The organism is Pseudomonas sp. DC1.2 (genome assembly GCF_034351645.1).
In the GTDB taxonomy this organism is placed as follows: domain Bacteria; phylum Pseudomonadota; class Gammaproteobacteria; order Pseudomonadales; family Pseudomonadaceae; genus Aquipseudomonas.
Genome location: NZ_CP133782.1, coordinates 1,105,604 through 1,123,052 on the forward strand (window position 1 = coordinate 1,105,604; position 17,449 = coordinate 1,123,052).

Here is a 17,449-nt window from a genome sequence, read left to right on the forward strand (position 1 = left end):
AAAGTCCGGATATTACTTAGAATATGCGGCCTTTCGGGCACCTATGCCCGCTGTGGCTTTAGATTTGCAGCACCGACTACAGGAACGATGTTCACATGCTAACAATCCGTCTTGCCCTTGGCGGCTCCAAAAAGCGCCCGTTTTACCACTTGACCGTAACCGACAGCCGCAACCCGCGCGACGGTTCGCACAAGGAACAGGTTGGTTTCTTCAACCCTGTTGCTCGTGGTCAAGAAATCCGTCTGTCCGTGAACCAAGAGCGCGTAGCCTACTGGCTGAGCGTTGGTGCACAACCTTCTGAGCGCGTTGCTCAGTTGTTGAAGGATTCTGCTAAGGCTGCGGCCTGAGCAATATGAACGCGACGCCAGCCATTGCTGATGATTTGATCGTTATCGGCAAGATTTATTCTGTTCACGGCGTTCGCGGCGAAGTGAAGGTTTACTCCTTTACTGATCCGACTGAAAACCTGTTGCAGTACAAAACCTGGACGCTCAAGCGCGAAGGTAATGTTAAGCAGGTTGAGCTGGTCAGCGGACGAGGGAACGACAAGTTCCTGGTCGCAAAGCTCAAGGATCTTGATGACCGTGAAGAAGCTCGTCTTCTGGCCGGTTATGAGATCTGCGTGCCGCGCAACCTGTTCCCTGAATTGACCGACGGCGAGTACTACTGGTACCAGCTCGAAGGTCTGAAGGTCATTGACCAACTCGGGCAATTGCTCGGGAAGATCGATCACCTTCTGGAAACCGGCGCCAATGATGTCATGGTGGTCAAGCCTTACGCTGGGAGCCTGGATGATCGCGAACGCCTGTTGCCCTATACGGAGCAATGCGTGTTGGCCGTTGACCTTGCCGCAGGCGAGATGAAGGTGGAATGGGATGCGGACTTCTAAGCGTGGCTAATTTGCGCGTAGAAGTGATCAGTTTGTTTCCCGAGATGTTCTCCGCCATCAGCGAGTACGGCATCACCAGTCGTGCGGTGAAACAGGGGCTGTTGCAGCTCACCTGTTGGAATCCGCGAGACTACACGACGGATCGACATCACACTGTGGACGATCGCCCATTTGGCGGTGGTCCGGGCATGGTGATGAAGATCAAACCCCTGGAAGACGCTCTGGTTCAGGCCAAAGCAGCAGCCGGGGAGGCGGCGAAGGTTATTTACTTGTCCCCCCAAGGCCGTCAACTGAATCAGTCGGCGGTACGCGAGTTGGCGAATCTGGATGCATTGATCCTGATTGCTGGTCGCTATGAAGGCATTGACGAGCGTTTTATTGAAGCTCATGTCGATGAAGAGTGGTCGATTGGCGACTATGTACTGTCTGGCGGCGAGCTGCCGGCGATGGTCCTGATCGATGCGGTTACACGGCTGCTGCCCGGAGCTTTAGGGCATGCGGACTCCGCCGAGGAAGATTCCTTTACGGATGGTCTGCTGGATTGCCCGCACTACACCCGACCGGAGGTGTATGCGGATCAGCGTGTTCCCGACGTGTTGCTAAGTGGCAATCACGCGCATATCCGGCGTTGGCGTTTACAGCAGTCCCTTGGTAGGACCTTTGAACGACGCGCCGATCTTCTGGAAAGCCGCTCGCTTTCTGGAGAAGAGAAGAAGCTGCTCGAGGAATACATCCGCGAGCGGGACGATAGTTAACAACGTATCGATGGTAGATCCGACGATTTACCTTAGGAGCACAGCATGACTAACAAAATCATCCTTGCACTCGAAGCAGAGCAGATGACCAAAGAGATCCCTACCTTTGCCCCGGGCGACACTGTTGTCGTTCAGGTGAAAGTGAAGGAAGGCGACCGTTCGCGTCTGCAAGCGTTCGAAGGTGTTGTTATCGCCAAGCGTAACCGCGGCGTAAACAGTGCTTTCACCGTTCGTAAAATCTCCAACGGTGTTGGCGTAGAGCGTACTTTCCAGACCTACAGCCCGCAAATCGACAGCATGGCCGTTAAACGTCGCGGTGACGTGCGTAAAGCCAAGCTGTACTACCTGCGTGACCTGTCCGGTAAAGCAGCTCGCATCAAGGAAAAACTGGCTTAAGTCCAGCTTCCGATGCAAAAAAAAGCAGCCTGCGGGCTGCTTTTTTGTTGTCCTCGATTTATACGTGCAACGGTTCCGTGAGCGTATGGGCTGTGAAAGACTGTCCGCCACTTTCCTGTTGCTTGTTTACCTGAGCCTTTATGCCCGCCATCGATCATCCGCTGATAGACCAGTTCCTCGACGCCCTGTGGCTGGAAAAAGGCCTGTCCGATAACACCCGCGACGCTTATCGCAGCGACTTGGCCTTGTTCAATGGCTGGATGCAGGAAAAGAACCTGGAGCTTATCAACGCGGGTCGCGAGCTGATCCTTGATCACCTGGCCTGGCGTCTTGAGCAAAACTACCAACCGCGCTCAACGGCGCGCTTTCTCTCCGGGGTGCGGGGTTTCTATCGTTATCTGCTGCGGGAAAAGCTGATTGCCGTCGATCCGACGCTGCGCATAGATATGCCGCAGCTCGGTAGGCCGCTTCCCAAGTCTTTGTCGGAGGCAGATGTTGACGCACTGCTGAAGGCCCCTGATTTGAGCGAAGCCATCGGCCAGCGTGATCGCGCCATGCTTGAAGTGTTGTACGCGTGCGGTTTGCGGGTGACAGAACTGATCAGTTTGACGCTGGAACAAGTGAACTTGCGACAAGGGGTGTTGCGAGTAATGGGCAAGGGCAGCAAAGAGCGGTTGGTGCCGATGGGAGAGGAAGCGATTGTCTGGGTCGAGCGCTATATGCGCGATGCGCGTGGCGAACTGCTCGGCGGACGCCCCAGCGATGTGCTGTTTCCCAGCCTGCGCGGTGAGCAGATGACCCGGCAGACGTTCTGGCATCGCATCAAGCATCAGGCCAAGGTCGCGGGAATCGGTAAATCGCTGTCACCGCACACCTTGCGCCACGCCTTTGCCACGCACTTGCTCAACCACGGCGCTGACTTACGGGTGGTACAGATGCTGCTCGGTCACAGTGACCTGTCGACGACCCAGATTTACACCCACGTTGCCCGTGCGCGTCTACAAGACTTGCACGCCAAACATCACCCACGCGGCTGACGCCTGTGAGGTGAGCGTTTGTGGGGCGCGCTGATGATTTCCCACCTCTCGGGGTCTTGCGTCAGGCGCATTCGGCCACAGGGGCCTTATGTGGTAGGCTTTGCCGGTTTGCAAGATGGGCGGTTATGACCCGGTGTTTCGGCACGGGCGTTCTGACCGTCCCATTTGACCGTCCTCAGGAGTTCTCATGCGTCTGACCCCTATTTTCGCCGCCGCCGCTATTGCGTTGGTCAGCACCTTTGCCGTCGCCGATGATGCGGCCGACAAAGCCATTCGTAAAAGCCTGGAAAACCTCCAGCTCGACGTACCGGTCGAAAGCATCTCCGCCAGCCCTTTGCCGGGTATGTACGAAGTCAAGCTCAAGGGCAGCCGCGTGCTATACGCCACTGCTGATGGCCAGTACATCGTCCAGGGCTACCTGTTCCAGCTCAAGGACGGCAAACCGGTCAACCTGACCGAGAAGGCCGAACGCCTGGGTATTTCCAAACTGATCAACGAGATTCCGGTCGCAGACACCGTGGTCTACCCGGCTATCGGTGAAACCAAGTCGCACATCACCGTGTTCACCGACACCACGTGCCCGTACTGCCACAAACTGCACGCCGAAGTGCCAGAGCTGAACAAGCGCGGTATCGAAGTGCGTTATGTGGCGTTCCCACGCCAGGGCCTGGGCTCGCCGGGCGACGAACAACTGCAAGCCGTCTGGTGCTCCAAGGACAAGAAAGCCGCGATGGACCAGATGGTCAACGGCAAGGAAATCAAGGCCGCCAAATGCGATAACCCGGTTTCCAAGCAGTTCGCTTTGGGTCAGTCGATTGGGGTGAACGGTACACCGGCCATCGTTTTGGCCGACGGCCAGGTCATTCCGGGCTACCAGCCTGCACCACAAGTCGCCAAACTGGCGCTGGGCGCGAAATAATTTCGTATCGTCACGGTCAGCCTTTGACGATCATGGTTCGGCGCCAGCGTGCGTCGCGTCATCAATAGAGAGCCGCGTGCATGCGGTTGTTTTCACGGCCGACCTTGAGTCGGCCGTTTTATGGGGAGTTCACAGTGAAACCGGTCAAAGTAGGCATCTGTGGGTTAGGGACCGTCGGTGGCGGAACCTTCAACGTACTTCAGCGCAACGCCGAGGAAATTGCTCGTCGTGCCGGGCGTGGAATCGAAGTGGCACAAATTGCCACGCGCACGCCAAAGCCTCAGTTCCAGACGACCGGTATTGCGATTACCAACGATGTCTTCGAAGTGGCCACGAACCCTGAGATCGATATCGTTATTGAGCTGGTGGGCGGCTACATCGTTGCCCGCGAGCTGGTACTCAAAGCGATCGAGAACGGAAAACACGTGGTCACCGCGAACAAGGCACTGATCGCCGTTCACGGTAATGAAATTTTCGCCAAGGCGCGCGAGAAGGGCGTGATCGTTGCGTTCGAAGCCGCAGTGGCCGGTGGCATCCCGGTGATCAAGGCGATCCGCGAGGGCTTGTCCGCTAACCGCATCAACTGGGTTGCCGGCATCATCAACGGCACCGGCAATTTCATCCTCACCGAAATGCGTGAGAAGGGCCGCGCCTTCGAAGACGTTCTCGCCGAGGCGCAAGCGCTGGGTTACGCCGAAGCCGACCCGACCTTTGACGTTGAAGGTATCGATGCCGCGCACAAGCTGACGATTCTGGCGTCTATCGCCTTCGGTATCCCGCTGCAATTCGACAAGGCCTACACCGAAGGCATCACCAAGCTGACCACCGCCGACGTGAACTACGCCGAAGCCTTGGGCTATCGCATCAAGCACCTGGGCGTGGCGCGCAGCACCGCGGCCGGTATCGAGTTGCGTGTACACCCGACGCTGATCCCGGCTGATCGTTTGATCGCTAACGTCAACGGCGTGATGAACGCGGTGATGGTCAACGGCGACGCTGCCGGTTCGACGCTGTTCTACGGTGCTGGCGCCGGCATGGAGCCGACGGCTTCATCGGTGATCGCTGACCTGGTGGACGTGGTGCGTGCCATGACGTCAGACCCGGAAAATCGGGTGCCGCACCTGGCCTTCCAGCCGGATTCGTTGTCGGCGCACCCGATCCTGCCGATCGAAGCCTGCGAAAGTGCTTACTACCTGCGCATCCAGGCCAAGGATCATCCAGGCGTGTTGGCTCAAGTGGCCAGCATCCTGTCGGAGCGCGGTATCAACATCGAATCGATCATGCAGAAGGAAGTCGAAGAACACGACGGCCTGGTGCCGATGATTCTCTTGACCCACCGTGTGCTGGAACAGCACATGAACGACGCGATTGCTGCCCTGGAAGCCTTGGCGGGCGTGGTCGGTCCGGTCGTGCGGATCCGTGTCGAGCACCTGAACTAAGCCGTTATCGTACACCGGGCTCGCGTGCGGGCCTGGGTTTGCGAACACTGTCTATTGGAGCCAGTCATGCGTTATATCAGTACCCGCGGCCAGGCACCGGCCCTGAATTTCGAAGACGTTCTGCTGGCCGGTCTGGCCACTGACGGCGGCCTGTATGTGCCGGAATGCCTGCCACGTTTTACTCAGGAAGAAATCGCTTCCTGGGCCGGTTTGCCTTATCACGAACTGGCTTTTCGGGTAATGCGCCCGTTCGTTGCCGGCAGTATCCCGGATGCCGATTTCAAAAAAATCCTTGAAGAAACTTACGGCGTGTTTTCCCACAGCGCCGTTGCGCCGTTGCGTCAGCTGAATGGCAACGAGTGGGTGCTGGAACTGTTCCACGGCCCGACCCTGGCGTTCAAGGACTTCGCCTTGCAATTGCTCGGTCGCTTGCTCGACTACGTACTGGAAAAACGCGGCGAACGTGTGGTGATCGTCGGTGCGACCTCCGGGGATACCGGTTCGGCCGCCATTGAAGGCTGCAAGCACTGCGATAACGTCGACATCTTTATCCTGCACCCGCACAACCGTGTGTCCGAAGTGCAGCGTCGGCAGATGACCACCATTTTTGGTGAGAACATCCATAACATCGCCATCGAAGGCAATTTCGATGACTGCCAGGAAATGATCAAAAACAGCTTCGCCGACCAGAGTTTCCTCAAGGGCACGCGCCTGGTCGCGGTGAACTCGATCAACTGGGCGCGGATCATGGCCCAGATCGTTTACTACTTCCATGCAGCTCTGCAACTGGGCGGCCCTGCACGTTCAGTATCGTTTTCGGTGCCGACCGGCAATTTCGGCGATATTTTTGCCGGTTACCTGGCGCGCAACATGGGGCTGCCGATCAACCAGTTGATCGTCGCCACTAACCGCAACGACATTCTGCACCGCTTCATGAGTGGCAATCAGTACGTCAAAGAAACGCTGCACGCGACCCTGTCGCCCTCGATGGACATCATGGTGTCGTCGAACTTCGAACGCCTTTTGTTCGACTTGCACGGTCGCAACGGCGCCGCGATTGCCGGTCTGATGGACAGTTTCAAGCAAGGTGGTGGTTTCAGCGTCGAACAAGAGCGTTGGACCGAAGCCCGTAAACTGTTCGACTCCCTCGCCGTGGATAACGCGCAAACCTGCGAAACCATTGCAGAAGTTTTCGCGCAGACCGGTGAACTGCTGGATCCGCACACAGCTATCGGTGTAAAAGCCGCACGCGAATGCCGTCGCAGCCTGGATATCCCGATGGTAATCCTGGGGACGGCGCATCCGGTCAAGTTTCCGGACGCAGTGGAAAAAGCAGGTGTAGGAAAAGCACTTGAGCTACCTGCACATCTTTCTGATTTGTTTGAGAGAGATGAGCGCTGCACAGTTCTGCCAAATGACCTGAAAGCCGTGCAGGCCTTTGTGAGTCAGCATGGCAACCGAGGCAAGCCTTTGTAGACCCAAAAACCTGTCACATTTTGAAGCCCGTCTCCTGACGGGCTTTCTTGTTTCTGCGTGCCACACTTGTCTCGTTTCCGCCCTTGAAGGACGGGCGAGTTGATCACGAAGGAAGTGGCAATGCGGTTTTTTAGAGGATTTAGATCAGCCGTGTGCTGGTTGTTTTTGTTGGGCACCCTGGGCTTTTGGCCGTGTGGATGGGCGGCACAATTGGTGGTACATGAGTCCAGGGCGCCTGTTGCAGGCCACGCGATTGGGCTAAGTGCGGCGGAGTTGCAGTGGGTGCGTGAACACCCCCGCGTAATCATTGCGTCGGCGCAGTACCCGCTGTACTTGTTCAAGGATGATCAGGGGCAGTGGAGCGGTTTGAACAACGATGTACTTAACCGCATCAGTGCGATGACAGGCCTGCAATTCGTGCATGAAGAATCGTTTTCCACCGACCAGTTGCTGGGGCGACTGGAAAGCGGTGCTGCCGGCATGAGTACCACGCTGGCGATGAATGAGGAGCGCAAGACGTTTCTGGATTTTAGCCATGCGTTCGGAGGCTCTGGCTGGGCGCTTGTCGGGCGCGCGGGGGCACCGCTGCTGCATTCGCTGGAGCAGTTGTCAAAACGCGTGTTGGTGCTACCGACCCGGCACGCGCTGGAGGAAACCATCCGGCGTGATTATCCGAGTATCGAACTGCGCTCCGTCAAGACCTACGCCGAGTCGCGGGCGTTGGTGGAAAGTGGTGAGGCCTACGCGACCATCGAGAACGAAACAGCAGCGCAGCTCTATCCACTCGGGCAGTTAAGGGTTGGTCTCACCGTGGAGGGCAAGTGGGAGGCTGATCATCTGGCGGTACGCAAGGGGCAGCCACAGTTGCTGAGTATCCTTAACAAGGCGCTGGAGGCCTTTCCGCCTGCCGAGTTGCGAGCACTGCGCCTGAAGTGGCTAGACAGAATCGGCCCCGCTCCAACACCTTCTACGTGGCAGCGAGTGACGCAATGGGGCTGCTGGGGGATGGTTGTTGTCAGCCTGTTCGGCATGCTGTCCCTGCTCTGGAACCGACGGCTTGCGGCGCTGATCAAGCAGCGTCACGACGCCGAAAAAGACCTGAGTGATCAGCTGGCTTTTCAACATGCGCTGATCGATGCAATGCCCGACCCGGTGTTTGTTCGGGATCTGGACGGTCGTTTGATCATGTGCAACAAAAGCTATGAGGAGGGGTTGTCGACCCGCTTCGATCAGGTTCAGGGGCGGCAGCTTATTGAGGTTGATCTCTTTCCGCCCGAGACCGCCCACATGCTGCATGCCGAGTTCATGGCCCAACTGGGTACTCGCAAGAATCGATTCAGTGAGCGTCAGTTGATGTTCAATAACGGCATCAGAGACATCTACCAGTGGACGGTGCCGTTTTACAGTGCAGATGGTCAGTTGCGAGGACTGCTTGGGGGGTGGACCGACCTCGGTCAGCGCAGAGCCCTGGTCGGTTGTCGATGCACGTCATGAGTTTAGGAATTGTCCTATCACACGCGGCTACTTTTCCTATGGGCTGCTGAAGGACGCTCGCCTAGAGTGGGTGACAACTGCGGTGATAACCCGCGATTGTCGCTCCTGAGGCTGCCCATGCGTTCGCTAAAAATTCTGATTCTGGAACACAATCCTTTTCGGATGATCGCCTTACACCAGATGTTCAACGCCATGGGCGTCTACGACGTGCTGACGGCGCCCTCGATGACGGCGGCGCTCCGTTCGCTGGACCGCAGGGGCGTGGTCGACATCGCTCTGTGCGATCCGCAACTCGGTGACGGTGACGGGATTGCGTTGGTGCGACATTTGACGCAATACCGTGAGGCTCGTGCCCTTATTTTGCTGGGTAATGTGGGGTCGCATGCCATGCCGGAGCTGAAAACCATGCTGGCTTACAGTGACGTAACGTTGTTGGGGCATCTGGGTTCGCCCGTCTCGGCGGTGTTGATGAGGGGGTTGCTGGACGCCTATCAGCAAGGCTTGGCCATTCAAGTCAGGGCTTGAGCAGACTGTTTTTTCTTTGTCATCTTTGCAGAGCATGCTCTACCGACCCCAAGCGCAGACGGAGTTTGCGCTCGGTATCCAGAACTTTCTTCTCGGGCCAGTGGTCATTTACTGTAGACACGCCCCAGGCACTTTGTTTTCGGACTATTGAGTGGTGATCGAGATGGAAAGTATCAGTCTATTGCTCGGTGAGGCTCTGAGCCCGTATCAGGTTACGCTCGCCCCTTCGGGTGCGCACGGCGAATGCCTGGTGACTTTGAAGAATGCGGCTGGCGCCATTGTGGTGGAGCGTGCATTCAATCAGGCGCAGCTTACCGATAAGTGGTTGCTGACAGATGTCGTCGATGGCTTGCACCGTGATGTGCTGATTGCCGAAGGACGTCTTGAGCCTTGCGTGATTGCTGCTTTGCGCAATGCTGCCCAGGACAAAATCCTGGCCAGCCGAAATTGATTTGTTTTCTGTGGGAACCTTCCCGCGAAAAAGTCAGTCAGAGGTTATAACAGCAGGATCAAACATTGTGCTCCGGTGATTGTCGCTTGCTGCTACTGGTCTTTATGTAGGCCACGTTTAACCCCGAGATGTCTCCCCACTTCTCGGGGTTTCTTTTGCTCGGGATTTGTCACTGGGCAGCCGGCTTTTCAAAAAACACCTTGGCTTCCTCCAGATAGTCGCTGCGCCTCTCCGGATCCAGCCAGTCGGCATAGGCCTGGTTGAGTCGGTCATGCGGCAGCGTGCCTAGCAGCTTATTGATCTCAATGATCGCTTGCTTGCCTTGAGGTGTCGCGGAGCAACCGATATAACCGGGCAGGTACTTGCCCGTGCCTTTGACGGGATAAAACGCGAGCTCATCGTTGCCAATGTTTTCGTGACTGGCTTGATAACGAATTTCCGGCCAGTAGCCCAGCACCATCTGCAATCTTCCAAGGCGCTGCATCTGCAACAGACTGCCAAGGGCGTCGTTACCGTAATGCGCTGTCAACGCGCCGGTTGGCGCCTTTTCCAGCAGCGCGTCGAAATAGGGGCCGTAACTGCGTTCAGCAATTACGCCGATTTTCTGTTTGCCACTGTTCATCAGGGCAGGCAGATCGACTTCGCCATCAACCAGATAAGGGGCCAGCGCCGATCGGTTGCTCTGACGAATGACCAGGCCGTTCGTCACAGCAAGAAATGCCGGCGTGGAAAACGCTATCCATTGTTCGCGTTCCTGAGTCCGGATCAGTGCGGGGTCGCAGGTAAAAGTTGTTTCGTGGAGCATCTGGATGCCGCGGGCCCGATTCACGCGTATCACGGTGTGGTTGTATTGCGGCATGCCTGCGATCAAAAACGGCATCAGATGATCGATCACGCCCTGGCCTTTTTTCGGGCCTTCAAAAATAGTCATTGGCGGCAGGTCGCGCACCAACCAGATCAATGTCTCTTTTGGCTGCGCACCGACAGAGGACGCATGGCCCACCAGTAGCGCAAAAAGCGCTGAGGTACACCTGCACCGGTTGTCAAGGAGGGTGGATGACAGCAGGCGCCTCAGCTTAGATTGCCCCGTCTTCACGCAGTTTTGCGACCTGTCCTTCGTCATAGCCAAGATCGTGTAGTAGCTGCGCATTGTGTTCACCTAGCTGCGGTCCGACCCACTCGGATGTGCCGGGTGTCGCTGAGAGTTTCGGCACGATTCCGGGCATCTTGAAGTCCTTTCCATCAGGTAGCTTGGCTTGTAGAAACATTTCCCGTGCCAGGTACTGCGGGTCGCTGAACATGTCTGCGGCGCTGAAAATGCGGCTGGCCGGGACATCAGCCAGGTTCAGTTGCTCGATCACAGTGTCCAGCGGCAGTGAGTTGACCCAGCGGTCGATCACACCGTACAGCTCGTCGCGACGGTTATCACGGCCATCGTTACTGGCCAGTACCGGGTCATTGGCCAAGTCTTCGCGGCCAATGATCAGCATGAAGCGTTTGAAGATCGCATCACCATTGGCACCGATCTGCACGTGTTTACCGTCGGCGCTGGTGTGAATGGAAGACGGCGTGATGCCCGGCATGATGTTACCGGTGCGTTCGCGGATGAAACCGAAGACATCGAACTCCGGCACCATGCTTTCCATCATGGCGAAGATTGCCTCATACAGCGCCACATCCACCACTTGGCCCAAACCACCGTTGACCTCGCGATGCCTCAGGGCCATCAATGCGCCGATTACGCCCCACAGCGCGGCAATCGAGTCACCGATGGAAATACCGGTGCGCACTGGCGCTCGGTCCTCAAACCCGGTGATGTAACGCAGGCCGCCCATGGACTCACCCACGGCACCAAACCCGGGTTGGTCCTTCATAGGCCCGGTCTGGCCGAAACCTGAGAGCCGCACCATCACCAGTTTCGGGTTCAAGGCGTGCAAGACATCCCAGCCCAGGCCGAGCTTTTCCAGGACTCCGGGGCGAAAATTTTCAATCAGGATGTCGGCTTCGCTGAGCAGTTTTTTCAGAATCGCCAGGCCGTCCGGGTGTTTCAGGTTCAACGTCAGAGACTTTTTGTTGCGTGCCTGGACGAACCACCACAGCGAGGTGCCTTCATACAATTTGCGCCATTTGCGTAAAGGATCACCGCCATCGGGAGATTCGATTTTGATGACTTCGGCACCGAACTCCCCGCAAATGCGCGAGGCAAAGGGTCCAGCAATCAACGTACCCAATTCGATGACTTTCAGGCCTGAGAGCGGTTTTCCGGTGAGCGGCATACGGGATCCTGTAAGACGAAGGCTGAACGGGTAGAGCGTTTTAACATAGCCCACGGTCAGCCGCCCAAGGTTGATGGTCGTGAATTCGTTGATTACCGGTCGCATCGGTTAGACTTGCCGCCTTTCCTCGTATCAAGAAGCCCGTTCATGGCCCAGCCGTCCACGACCTACAAGTTTGAACTGAACCTCACCGACCTCGATCGTAGCGTTTACCAGAGCGTGAAGCAGACCATCGCCCGTCATCCTTCGGAAACCGAAGAGCGCATGACGGTGCGGCTGCTGGCCTACGCCTTTTGGTACAACGAGCAGCTGTCTTTCGGTCGAGGTCTGTCAGACGTGGATGAACCTGCCCTGTGGGAAAAAAGTCTGGATGACCGCGTCCTGCACTGGATTGAAGTTGGTCAGCCGGACGCTGATCGCCTGACCTGGTGCTCACGCCGTACCGAACGTACCAGCCTGTTGGCGTATGGCAGCTTGCGCGTCTGGGAGGGCAAAGTGATCCCGGCGATCAAAAACCTGAAAAACGTACACATCGCTGCGGTGCCTCAGGACGTGCTGGAAACCCTGGCCAAGGACATGCCCCGCGTCATCAAGTGGGACGTAATGATCAGCGAAGGGACGATTTTCGTGACCGACGACCGCGGTCAGCATGAAGTGCAATTGCAGTGGCTGAGCGGCGAGCGCGGCTGATTTTTCGCCGTTGCCCTGCGTTACCCGGTTTTATCCTACGTATTCAAGAGAAGCACCTGTCACCCCATGCGCATCGAACCTCGCCTGTTGCCCGATACTCTGCCATTCCTCGGTGATCTGCCGCCGCTGTTGACCCGTCTCTATGCGGCGCGGGGGGTGCGGTGCGAGGCTGAGCTGGACAAGAGCCTGGCGCGCCTGATTCCGTTTCAGCAGCTCAAAGGCATCGATGCTGCGGTGGACCTGTTGGTGACCGCGTTGGAACAGCGTCAGCGGATTCTGATTGTCGGTGACTTCGACGCCGATGGTGCGACGGCCAGCACCGTCGGCGTGCTGGGCTTGCGCCTGTTGGGTGCGGCCCACGTCGATTATCTGGTGCCTAACCGTTTCGAGTATGGCTACGGCCTGACCCCGGAAATCGTTGAAGTCGCGCTGACCCGCACGCCGCAGTTGCTGATCACCGTGGACAACGGCATCTCTAGCGTCGAAGGCGTGGCGGCGGCGAAAAAAGCCGGGCTCCAGGTGCTGGTAACCGATCACCACTTACCGGGCGAAGAGCTGCCGTTGGCCGATGCCATCGTCAATCCGAACCAGCCCGGTTGTGAGTTTCCGAGCAAGGCACTGGCCGGTGTCGGGGTGATTTTTTATGTCTTGATGGCGCTACGCGCGCGCTTGCGCAGCCAGGGCTGGTACGAGCATAAGCCACAGCCGAACATCGGTGAGTTGCTGGACCTGGTGGCGTTGGGCAGCGTCGCCGATGTGGTGCCGCTGGATGCCAATAACCGGATTTTGGTGCATCAGGGCCTTGAGCGTATTCGCGCTGGCCGCGCTCGGCCGGGGATCAAGGCGATCCTTGAAGTGGCCAAGCGCGAGCCGTCGCGGATCACTTCCACCGATCTGGGGTTCATTGTCGGCCCGCGGTTGAACGCGGCGGGGCGTCTGGATGACATGAGCCTGGGCATTGAATGCCTGCTCACCGAAGAGGCGGACGGGGCCCGTGAAATGGCGGCGCAACTTGACGGCATGAACCAAGACCGCAAGTCCATCGAACAGGGCATGCAGCGTGAAGCACTGGCCCAACTCAAGGATTTGCCAGTGGAGTCGATGCCGTTCGGGTTGTGCCTGTTCGATCCGGAATGGCACCAAGGCGTCATTGGAATCCTTGCTTCGCGTATGAAAGAGCGCTATTTCCGTCCGACCATTGCCTTTGCCGATGCAGGCAATGGCTTGCTCAAGGGCTCGGGGCGTTCGGTTCAGGGGTTTCATATTCGCGACGCCTTGAGCGTGGTGGCGGCTCAGCATCCGAATCTGATCAGCAAGTACGGTGGTCACGCCATGGCGGCCGGTCTGACGTTGCCGCAAGCAAATTTCCCACTGTTCGCCGAAGCCTTCGACGCTGAAGTGCGTCGGCAACTGCGCGAAGAGGACTTGACCGGTCGCCTGCTGTCGGATGGCACGCTGGCGGTCGAGGAGTTTCACCTGGAGCTGGCCCGCGCGTTGCGCCACGCTGGACCGTGGGGGCAGCACTTCCCGGAGCCGCTGTTTCATGGGGTGTTTCAGTTGGTCGAGCAACGTGTTGTCGGTGAGCGGCACCTTAAAATGGTGCTTAAAAGTGAATGTGGTTCGGTGAAACTGGATGGCATCGCTTTTGGCGTTGATCGAGATATTTGGCCGAACCCGACCATCAAGTGGGTGGAACTGGCCTACAAGCTCGACCTTAACGAGTTTCGCGGTAACGAGACCGTGCAACTGATGATTGCCCACATCGAGCCGCGTTAAGCCCGTCGCGCCTACAACGTCCGTGCAAACCTTGTGGGCGCGAGCCAGAGCGCAAAAGAAAATGCCCTCGCGACGCGTCGCTATGAACCCTCCCTCATCTGCCGTTGTCGACTAGGCTCTAAGCACTGCTTGATTGGCCTTGTGACGTCATGTCGAATATTTCGCCCACGGGGGTGGGCGCCGCACCCTTTCCTGTCACTCGTCGACTTTTCAAACAGAACCCTGGAGCCTGCCCATTGATTCGAGAGGTGCCCCATGAGTCTGCTGCTTGAACCCTATACCCTTCGTCAATTGACCCTGCCTAATCGCATTGCCGTGTCGCCCATGTGCCAGTACTCCAGCGTCAATGGCCTGGCCAATGACTGGCATTTGGTCCATCTCGGTAGCCGCGCTGTCGGTGGCGCCGGTCTGATTTTTACCGAAGCCATGGCGGTCACCGCCGACGGACGCATCACCGCCCAGGATCTTGGCCTGTGGAACGATGAACAGATCGAGCCGCTGCAACGCATCACTCGTTTCATCGCCGCTCAAGGGGCGGTCGCCGGCATTCAACTGGCTCACGCCGGGCGTAAGGCCAGTACCCATCGGCCCTGGCTGGGCAAGCATGGCAGCGTCACAGTTGAAGACGGCGGCTGGACACCGGTCGGCCCTTCGTCGATTGCTTTCGATCCCCAGCACACCGCTCCCAAAGCATTGGATGAAGCCGAGATTGCCGAGGTGATTCAGGCCTTTGTCGAATCGGCGAAACGTGCGCTGACGGCCGGTTTCAAAGTGGTCGAAGTACACGCAGCCCACGGTTACCTGTTGCACCAGTTTCTTTCGCCTCTGAGCAACCAGCGGCGCGATCAGTACGGCGGTTCCTTTGAAAATCGTATTCGGCTGGTGCTGCAAGTTACCGAAGCCGTTCGTGCGGTCTGGCCTGAAGAGTTGCCGTTGTTCGTGCGGGTGTCGGCCACCGATTGGGTGGAAGACGGCTGGAACCCAGATGAAACCGTCGAGCTGGCGCGGCGGCTGAAGGGCTTGGGCGTTGATCTGATCGATGTTTCATCCGGAGGAACCGCGGCGAACGCCGAGATTCCCGTCGGCCCTGGTTATCAAACGCGCTTTGCCGAGCGAGTGCGCAAGGAGTCAGACATCGCTACTGGCACGGTAGGAATGATTACTGAGCCAGCGCAAGCCGAGCACATTCTTCGGACTTGTCAGGCCGACATCATCTTCCTGGCCCGTGAGCTGTTGCGTGATCCTTACTGGCCGCTGCATGCCGATGATGATTTGGGCGGGCGCAAGGCCGTATGGCCGGCTCAGTATCAGCGGGCGACCCATCGGGATCAGCCGATTCATGAGTCCGATTTACGCGACTGAGCCGCCCTGTAAAAACAAAAAGCCCCGGTAGGGGCTTTTTGGTTCTCTGAGACGCCAATTTTCTTTCAGGTGTATTTACGCTTATCCGGTGCCGGCGGGAAATACTGATACAACCAGGTTTCACTCAACGTCCGGTCATGGGTGCGAATGAACAACCGCAGTTCTACCGGCGCGACGCTGTCATGGGTGGGGTACCAGTCAAATGTAATTCGGTAACCCTTGATGTCATCGAGCACCAATACGTTGAAGTCCTTTACCTCGCCGTTGGAACACGTGACCACCGGCTCAATCCCCGCGCCTTCCGGCAAGCGGTCGAGACCTCCACCCGTGAAGTCCACGGCAAAGCGCCGCGCCCAGACTGGCGGGTAATGCTCGCCCGGCGCCCAGCCTTCGACGAAGCCGCCCATGCCCGAACGCGTCGCATTGACCCGAGCCAGCGGTGTACCAACCGGCGGCAGGGCGCTCCAGTAAAGTTTGTAGCCGTAGTTCAGTGAGTCTCCCGCGGCGACTGGTTTTTTTGGAGTCCAGAAGGCGACGATGTTATCCAGTGTCTCGCCGGTTGTAGGAATTTCCAGCAGATCGATAGAGCCTTCGCCCCACGCGGTGGTAGGTTCCACCCACAAGCTTGGACGTTTGCTGTACCAATCGACGGTGTCCTGATAACTGGCAAATTCGTGGTCGGTTTGCACCAGTCCGAACCCTTTGGGGTCGGTGTCAGCGAACGCATTGAATTGCAGGGTTGCCGGGTTGTTTAGCGGGCGGCAGATCCATTCACCATTGCCACGCCACATGGCCAGGCGATCAGAATCGTGGATTTGCGGGTGAATGGTGTCGCACATGCGCCGTTCGTGGGTGCCGCAGCTGAACATGCTGGTCATCGGTGCAATGCCCAGCTGTTCAATGGCGGTGCGGGCATTGATGTGAGCGTCGATGCCCATGACCACCTGATTGGCCTGGCAATCGATGTCAAAACGGTAGGCGCCGGTGGCGCTCGGCGAGTCGAGCAGGGCATAGACCACGAAACGGGTGCTGTCCTTCTCCGGTGTCTCGAACCAGAACTGGGTGAAATCCGGAAACTCTTCGCGCTTCCTGGCGTAGGTATCGATCGCCAGCCCTCGGGCCGAGAGCCCGTACTGGCCGGAGGCATCCACTGCGCGGAAGTAACTGGCGCCAAGGAACGACAGCACATCATGCCTGTCGAGTTCCGGCGCCTTGAACAGTTTGAACCCGGAGAAGCCGAGGTCACCCGTGAGCTGTTGGGTATCGACTGTGGTCTTTTCATAATTGAACAGCGATGGACGGAAATGCACTTCCCGGGCCTGACGCGTCTTGGCATCGACGCTGTACATGCGCACGGGTTGCTTGAAGCCCATGCCGACATGGAAAAACTGGACATCCAACTGACCGTTCAAGTCGTTCCACAGCGAGTGCTTACCGTCGTACTGAATCGCGTTGAAGTTCTGCGGTGTCAGGGTCGCCAGGGTCGGCGGTAGCACTTGCTTGCGGTCCTGATAGTGATTGCCGGCAAGCTGTTTCGCCTGAACCTTCAGCGCTTCAAAGTCGAACGCCAGAGCCTCGCCATCGGCGGCGCCATTCCCGGCCCAGGCCCGTGCGGCCAGCAGACCTGTGGCCGACAGACCGGTGTAAGCCGCAATGGCCATGGACGCTTTAAGCAAATTTCTGCGGTGCATAGGGACAACCTGTCGTGAATAATCCCGCGCCGTTCCTGGCACGTGCTGGATCAAAAATAACGGTTCGGACCTGCCTTCGGCCAAACGCAACGGACTTTAAACAGATGCCAAATAGCTTAAAGCGTTCGCTTGTGAAGAAAAAATGATGGAGTCGCGCCGCGACGGTACGGTGATTTACCACTGCTTGATGGTTCACATTTCCCACAGCATTTTCTGATTTAGAGGGCATATCTGCTTTTTTCGACTAATTACTCTAAAAACAACGCTTCCGCG

The 17,449-nt window shown here is 57.5% G+C and carries 17 protein-coding genes; 14 read left to right on the plus strand and 3 right to left on the minus strand.

All coding sequences use genetic code 11. The features are described 5' to 3' along the window. Window positions 1–95 precede the first annotated feature (95 nt). The 11 genes from rpsP to RHM68_RS04925 all read left to right on the plus strand — a co-directional run bounded on the left by rpsP (window position 96) and on the right by RHM68_RS04925 (window position 9,381). Complete coding sequence (gene rpsP, locus RHM68_RS04875) at window positions 96–347, plus strand: 30S ribosomal protein S16 (protein ID WP_322220798.1); 252 nt, start codon at window positions 96–98, stop codon at window positions 345–347. 5 nt (window positions 348–352) lie between these two features. Further along, window positions 353–889, plus strand: a complete 537-nt coding sequence (gene rimM / locus RHM68_RS04880; RefSeq protein ID WP_322220799.1) for a ribosome maturation factor RimM — start codon at window positions 353–355, stop codon at window positions 887–889. Beyond that, window positions 871–1,644, plus strand: a complete 774-nt coding sequence (gene trmD, locus RHM68_RS04885; protein WP_178111736.1) for a tRNA (guanosine(37)-N1)-methyltransferase TrmD — start codon at window positions 871–873, stop codon at window positions 1,642–1,644. Before rimM ends, trmD begins: the two co-directional genes overlap by 19 nt. Before the next feature lie 45 nt (window positions 1,645–1,689). Further along, window positions 1,690–2,040 carry a 50S ribosomal protein L19 gene (rplS, locus tag RHM68_RS04890; RefSeq protein WP_063322826.1) on the plus strand — a complete coding sequence of 117 codons (351 nt, stop codon included), beginning with the start codon at window positions 1,690–1,692 and terminating at the stop codon, window positions 2,038–2,040. A gap of 140 nt (window positions 2,041–2,180) precedes the next feature. Then, a complete protein-coding gene (gene xerD / locus RHM68_RS04895; RefSeq protein ID WP_322220800.1) occupies window positions 2,181–3,077 on the plus strand; it encodes a site-specific tyrosine recombinase XerD in 897 nt (298 codons plus the stop codon). A gap of 187 nt (window positions 3,078–3,264) precedes the next feature. After that, entirely contained in the window at window positions 3,265–3,996 is a 732-nt protein-coding gene (gene dsbC / locus RHM68_RS04900; protein ID WP_322220801.1) for a bifunctional protein-disulfide isomerase/oxidoreductase DsbC, read from the plus strand. A 134-nt stretch (window positions 3,997–4,130) separates the two neighbouring features. Further along, entirely contained in the window at window positions 4,131–5,435 is a 1,305-nt protein-coding gene (locus RHM68_RS04905) for a homoserine dehydrogenase (protein WP_322223683.1), read from the plus strand. A gap of 66 nt (window positions 5,436–5,501) precedes the next feature. Next, a complete protein-coding gene (gene thrC, locus RHM68_RS04910; RefSeq protein WP_322220802.1) occupies window positions 5,502–6,911 on the plus strand; it encodes a threonine synthase in 1,410 nt (469 codons plus the stop codon). Between the two features lie 120 nt (window positions 6,912–7,031). Further along, complete coding sequence (locus RHM68_RS04915) at window positions 7,032–8,405, plus strand: transporter substrate-binding domain-containing protein (protein WP_322220803.1); 1,374 nt, start codon at window positions 7,032–7,034, stop codon at window positions 8,403–8,405. A gap of 117 nt (window positions 8,406–8,522) precedes the next feature. Beyond that, window positions 8,523–8,930 (plus strand): response regulator, encoded by a 408-nt coding sequence (locus tag RHM68_RS04920; RefSeq protein ID WP_322220804.1) that lies wholly within the window; start codon window positions 8,523–8,525, stop codon window positions 8,928–8,930. A 163-nt stretch (window positions 8,931–9,093) separates the two neighbouring features. After that, window positions 9,094–9,381 carry a DUF3509 domain-containing protein gene (locus RHM68_RS04925; RefSeq protein ID WP_322220805.1) on the plus strand — a complete coding sequence of 96 codons (288 nt, stop codon included), beginning with the start codon at window positions 9,094–9,096 and terminating at the stop codon, window positions 9,379–9,381. Window positions 9,382–9,550: 169 nt separating this feature from the next. On the opposite strand, the gene RHM68_RS04930 is transcribed toward RHM68_RS04925, so the two are convergent. Both RHM68_RS04930 and RHM68_RS04935 read right to left on the minus strand, forming a co-directional pair. Next, on the minus strand, window positions 9,551–10,504 hold the full coding sequence (locus tag RHM68_RS04930) for a TIGR02285 family protein (protein WP_322223685.1): 954 nt from the start codon (window positions 10,502–10,504) through the stop codon (window positions 9,551–9,553). Beyond that, window positions 10,458–11,657 (minus strand): CaiB/BaiF CoA-transferase family protein, encoded by a 1,200-nt coding sequence (locus RHM68_RS04935; protein WP_322220806.1) that lies wholly within the window; start codon window positions 11,655–11,657, stop codon window positions 10,458–10,460. Before RHM68_RS04935 ends, RHM68_RS04930 begins: the two co-directional genes overlap by 47 nt. Before the next feature lie 147 nt (window positions 11,658–11,804). Here RHM68_RS04935 and RHM68_RS04940 point away from each other — a divergent pair, with 147 nt between their 5' ends. From RHM68_RS04940 to RHM68_RS04950, 3 genes are all read left to right on the plus strand, one after another. Continuing rightward, complete coding sequence (locus RHM68_RS04940; protein ID WP_322220807.1) at window positions 11,805–12,347, plus strand: YaeQ family protein; 543 nt, start codon at window positions 11,805–11,807, stop codon at window positions 12,345–12,347. Between the two features lie 66 nt (window positions 12,348–12,413). Continuing rightward, window positions 12,414–14,123 carry a single-stranded-DNA-specific exonuclease RecJ gene (recJ, locus tag RHM68_RS04945; protein ID WP_322220808.1) on the plus strand — a complete coding sequence of 570 codons (1,710 nt, stop codon included), beginning with the start codon at window positions 12,414–12,416 and terminating at the stop codon, window positions 14,121–14,123. A 255-nt stretch (window positions 14,124–14,378) separates the two neighbouring features. Beyond that, window positions 14,379–15,485, plus strand: coding sequence for an NADH:flavin oxidoreductase/NADH oxidase (locus RHM68_RS04950; RefSeq protein ID WP_322220809.1), 1,107 nt, complete (start codon window positions 14,379–14,381; stop codon window positions 15,483–15,485). 65 nt (window positions 15,486–15,550) lie between these two features. Here the strand turns inward: RHM68_RS04950 and RHM68_RS04955 are convergent, their stop codons facing one another. Next, window positions 15,551–17,176 (minus strand): glucan biosynthesis protein D, encoded by a 1,626-nt coding sequence (locus RHM68_RS04955; protein ID WP_322220810.1) that lies wholly within the window; start codon window positions 17,174–17,176, stop codon window positions 15,551–15,553. Between the last annotated feature and the right edge of the window lie 273 nt (window positions 17,177–17,449).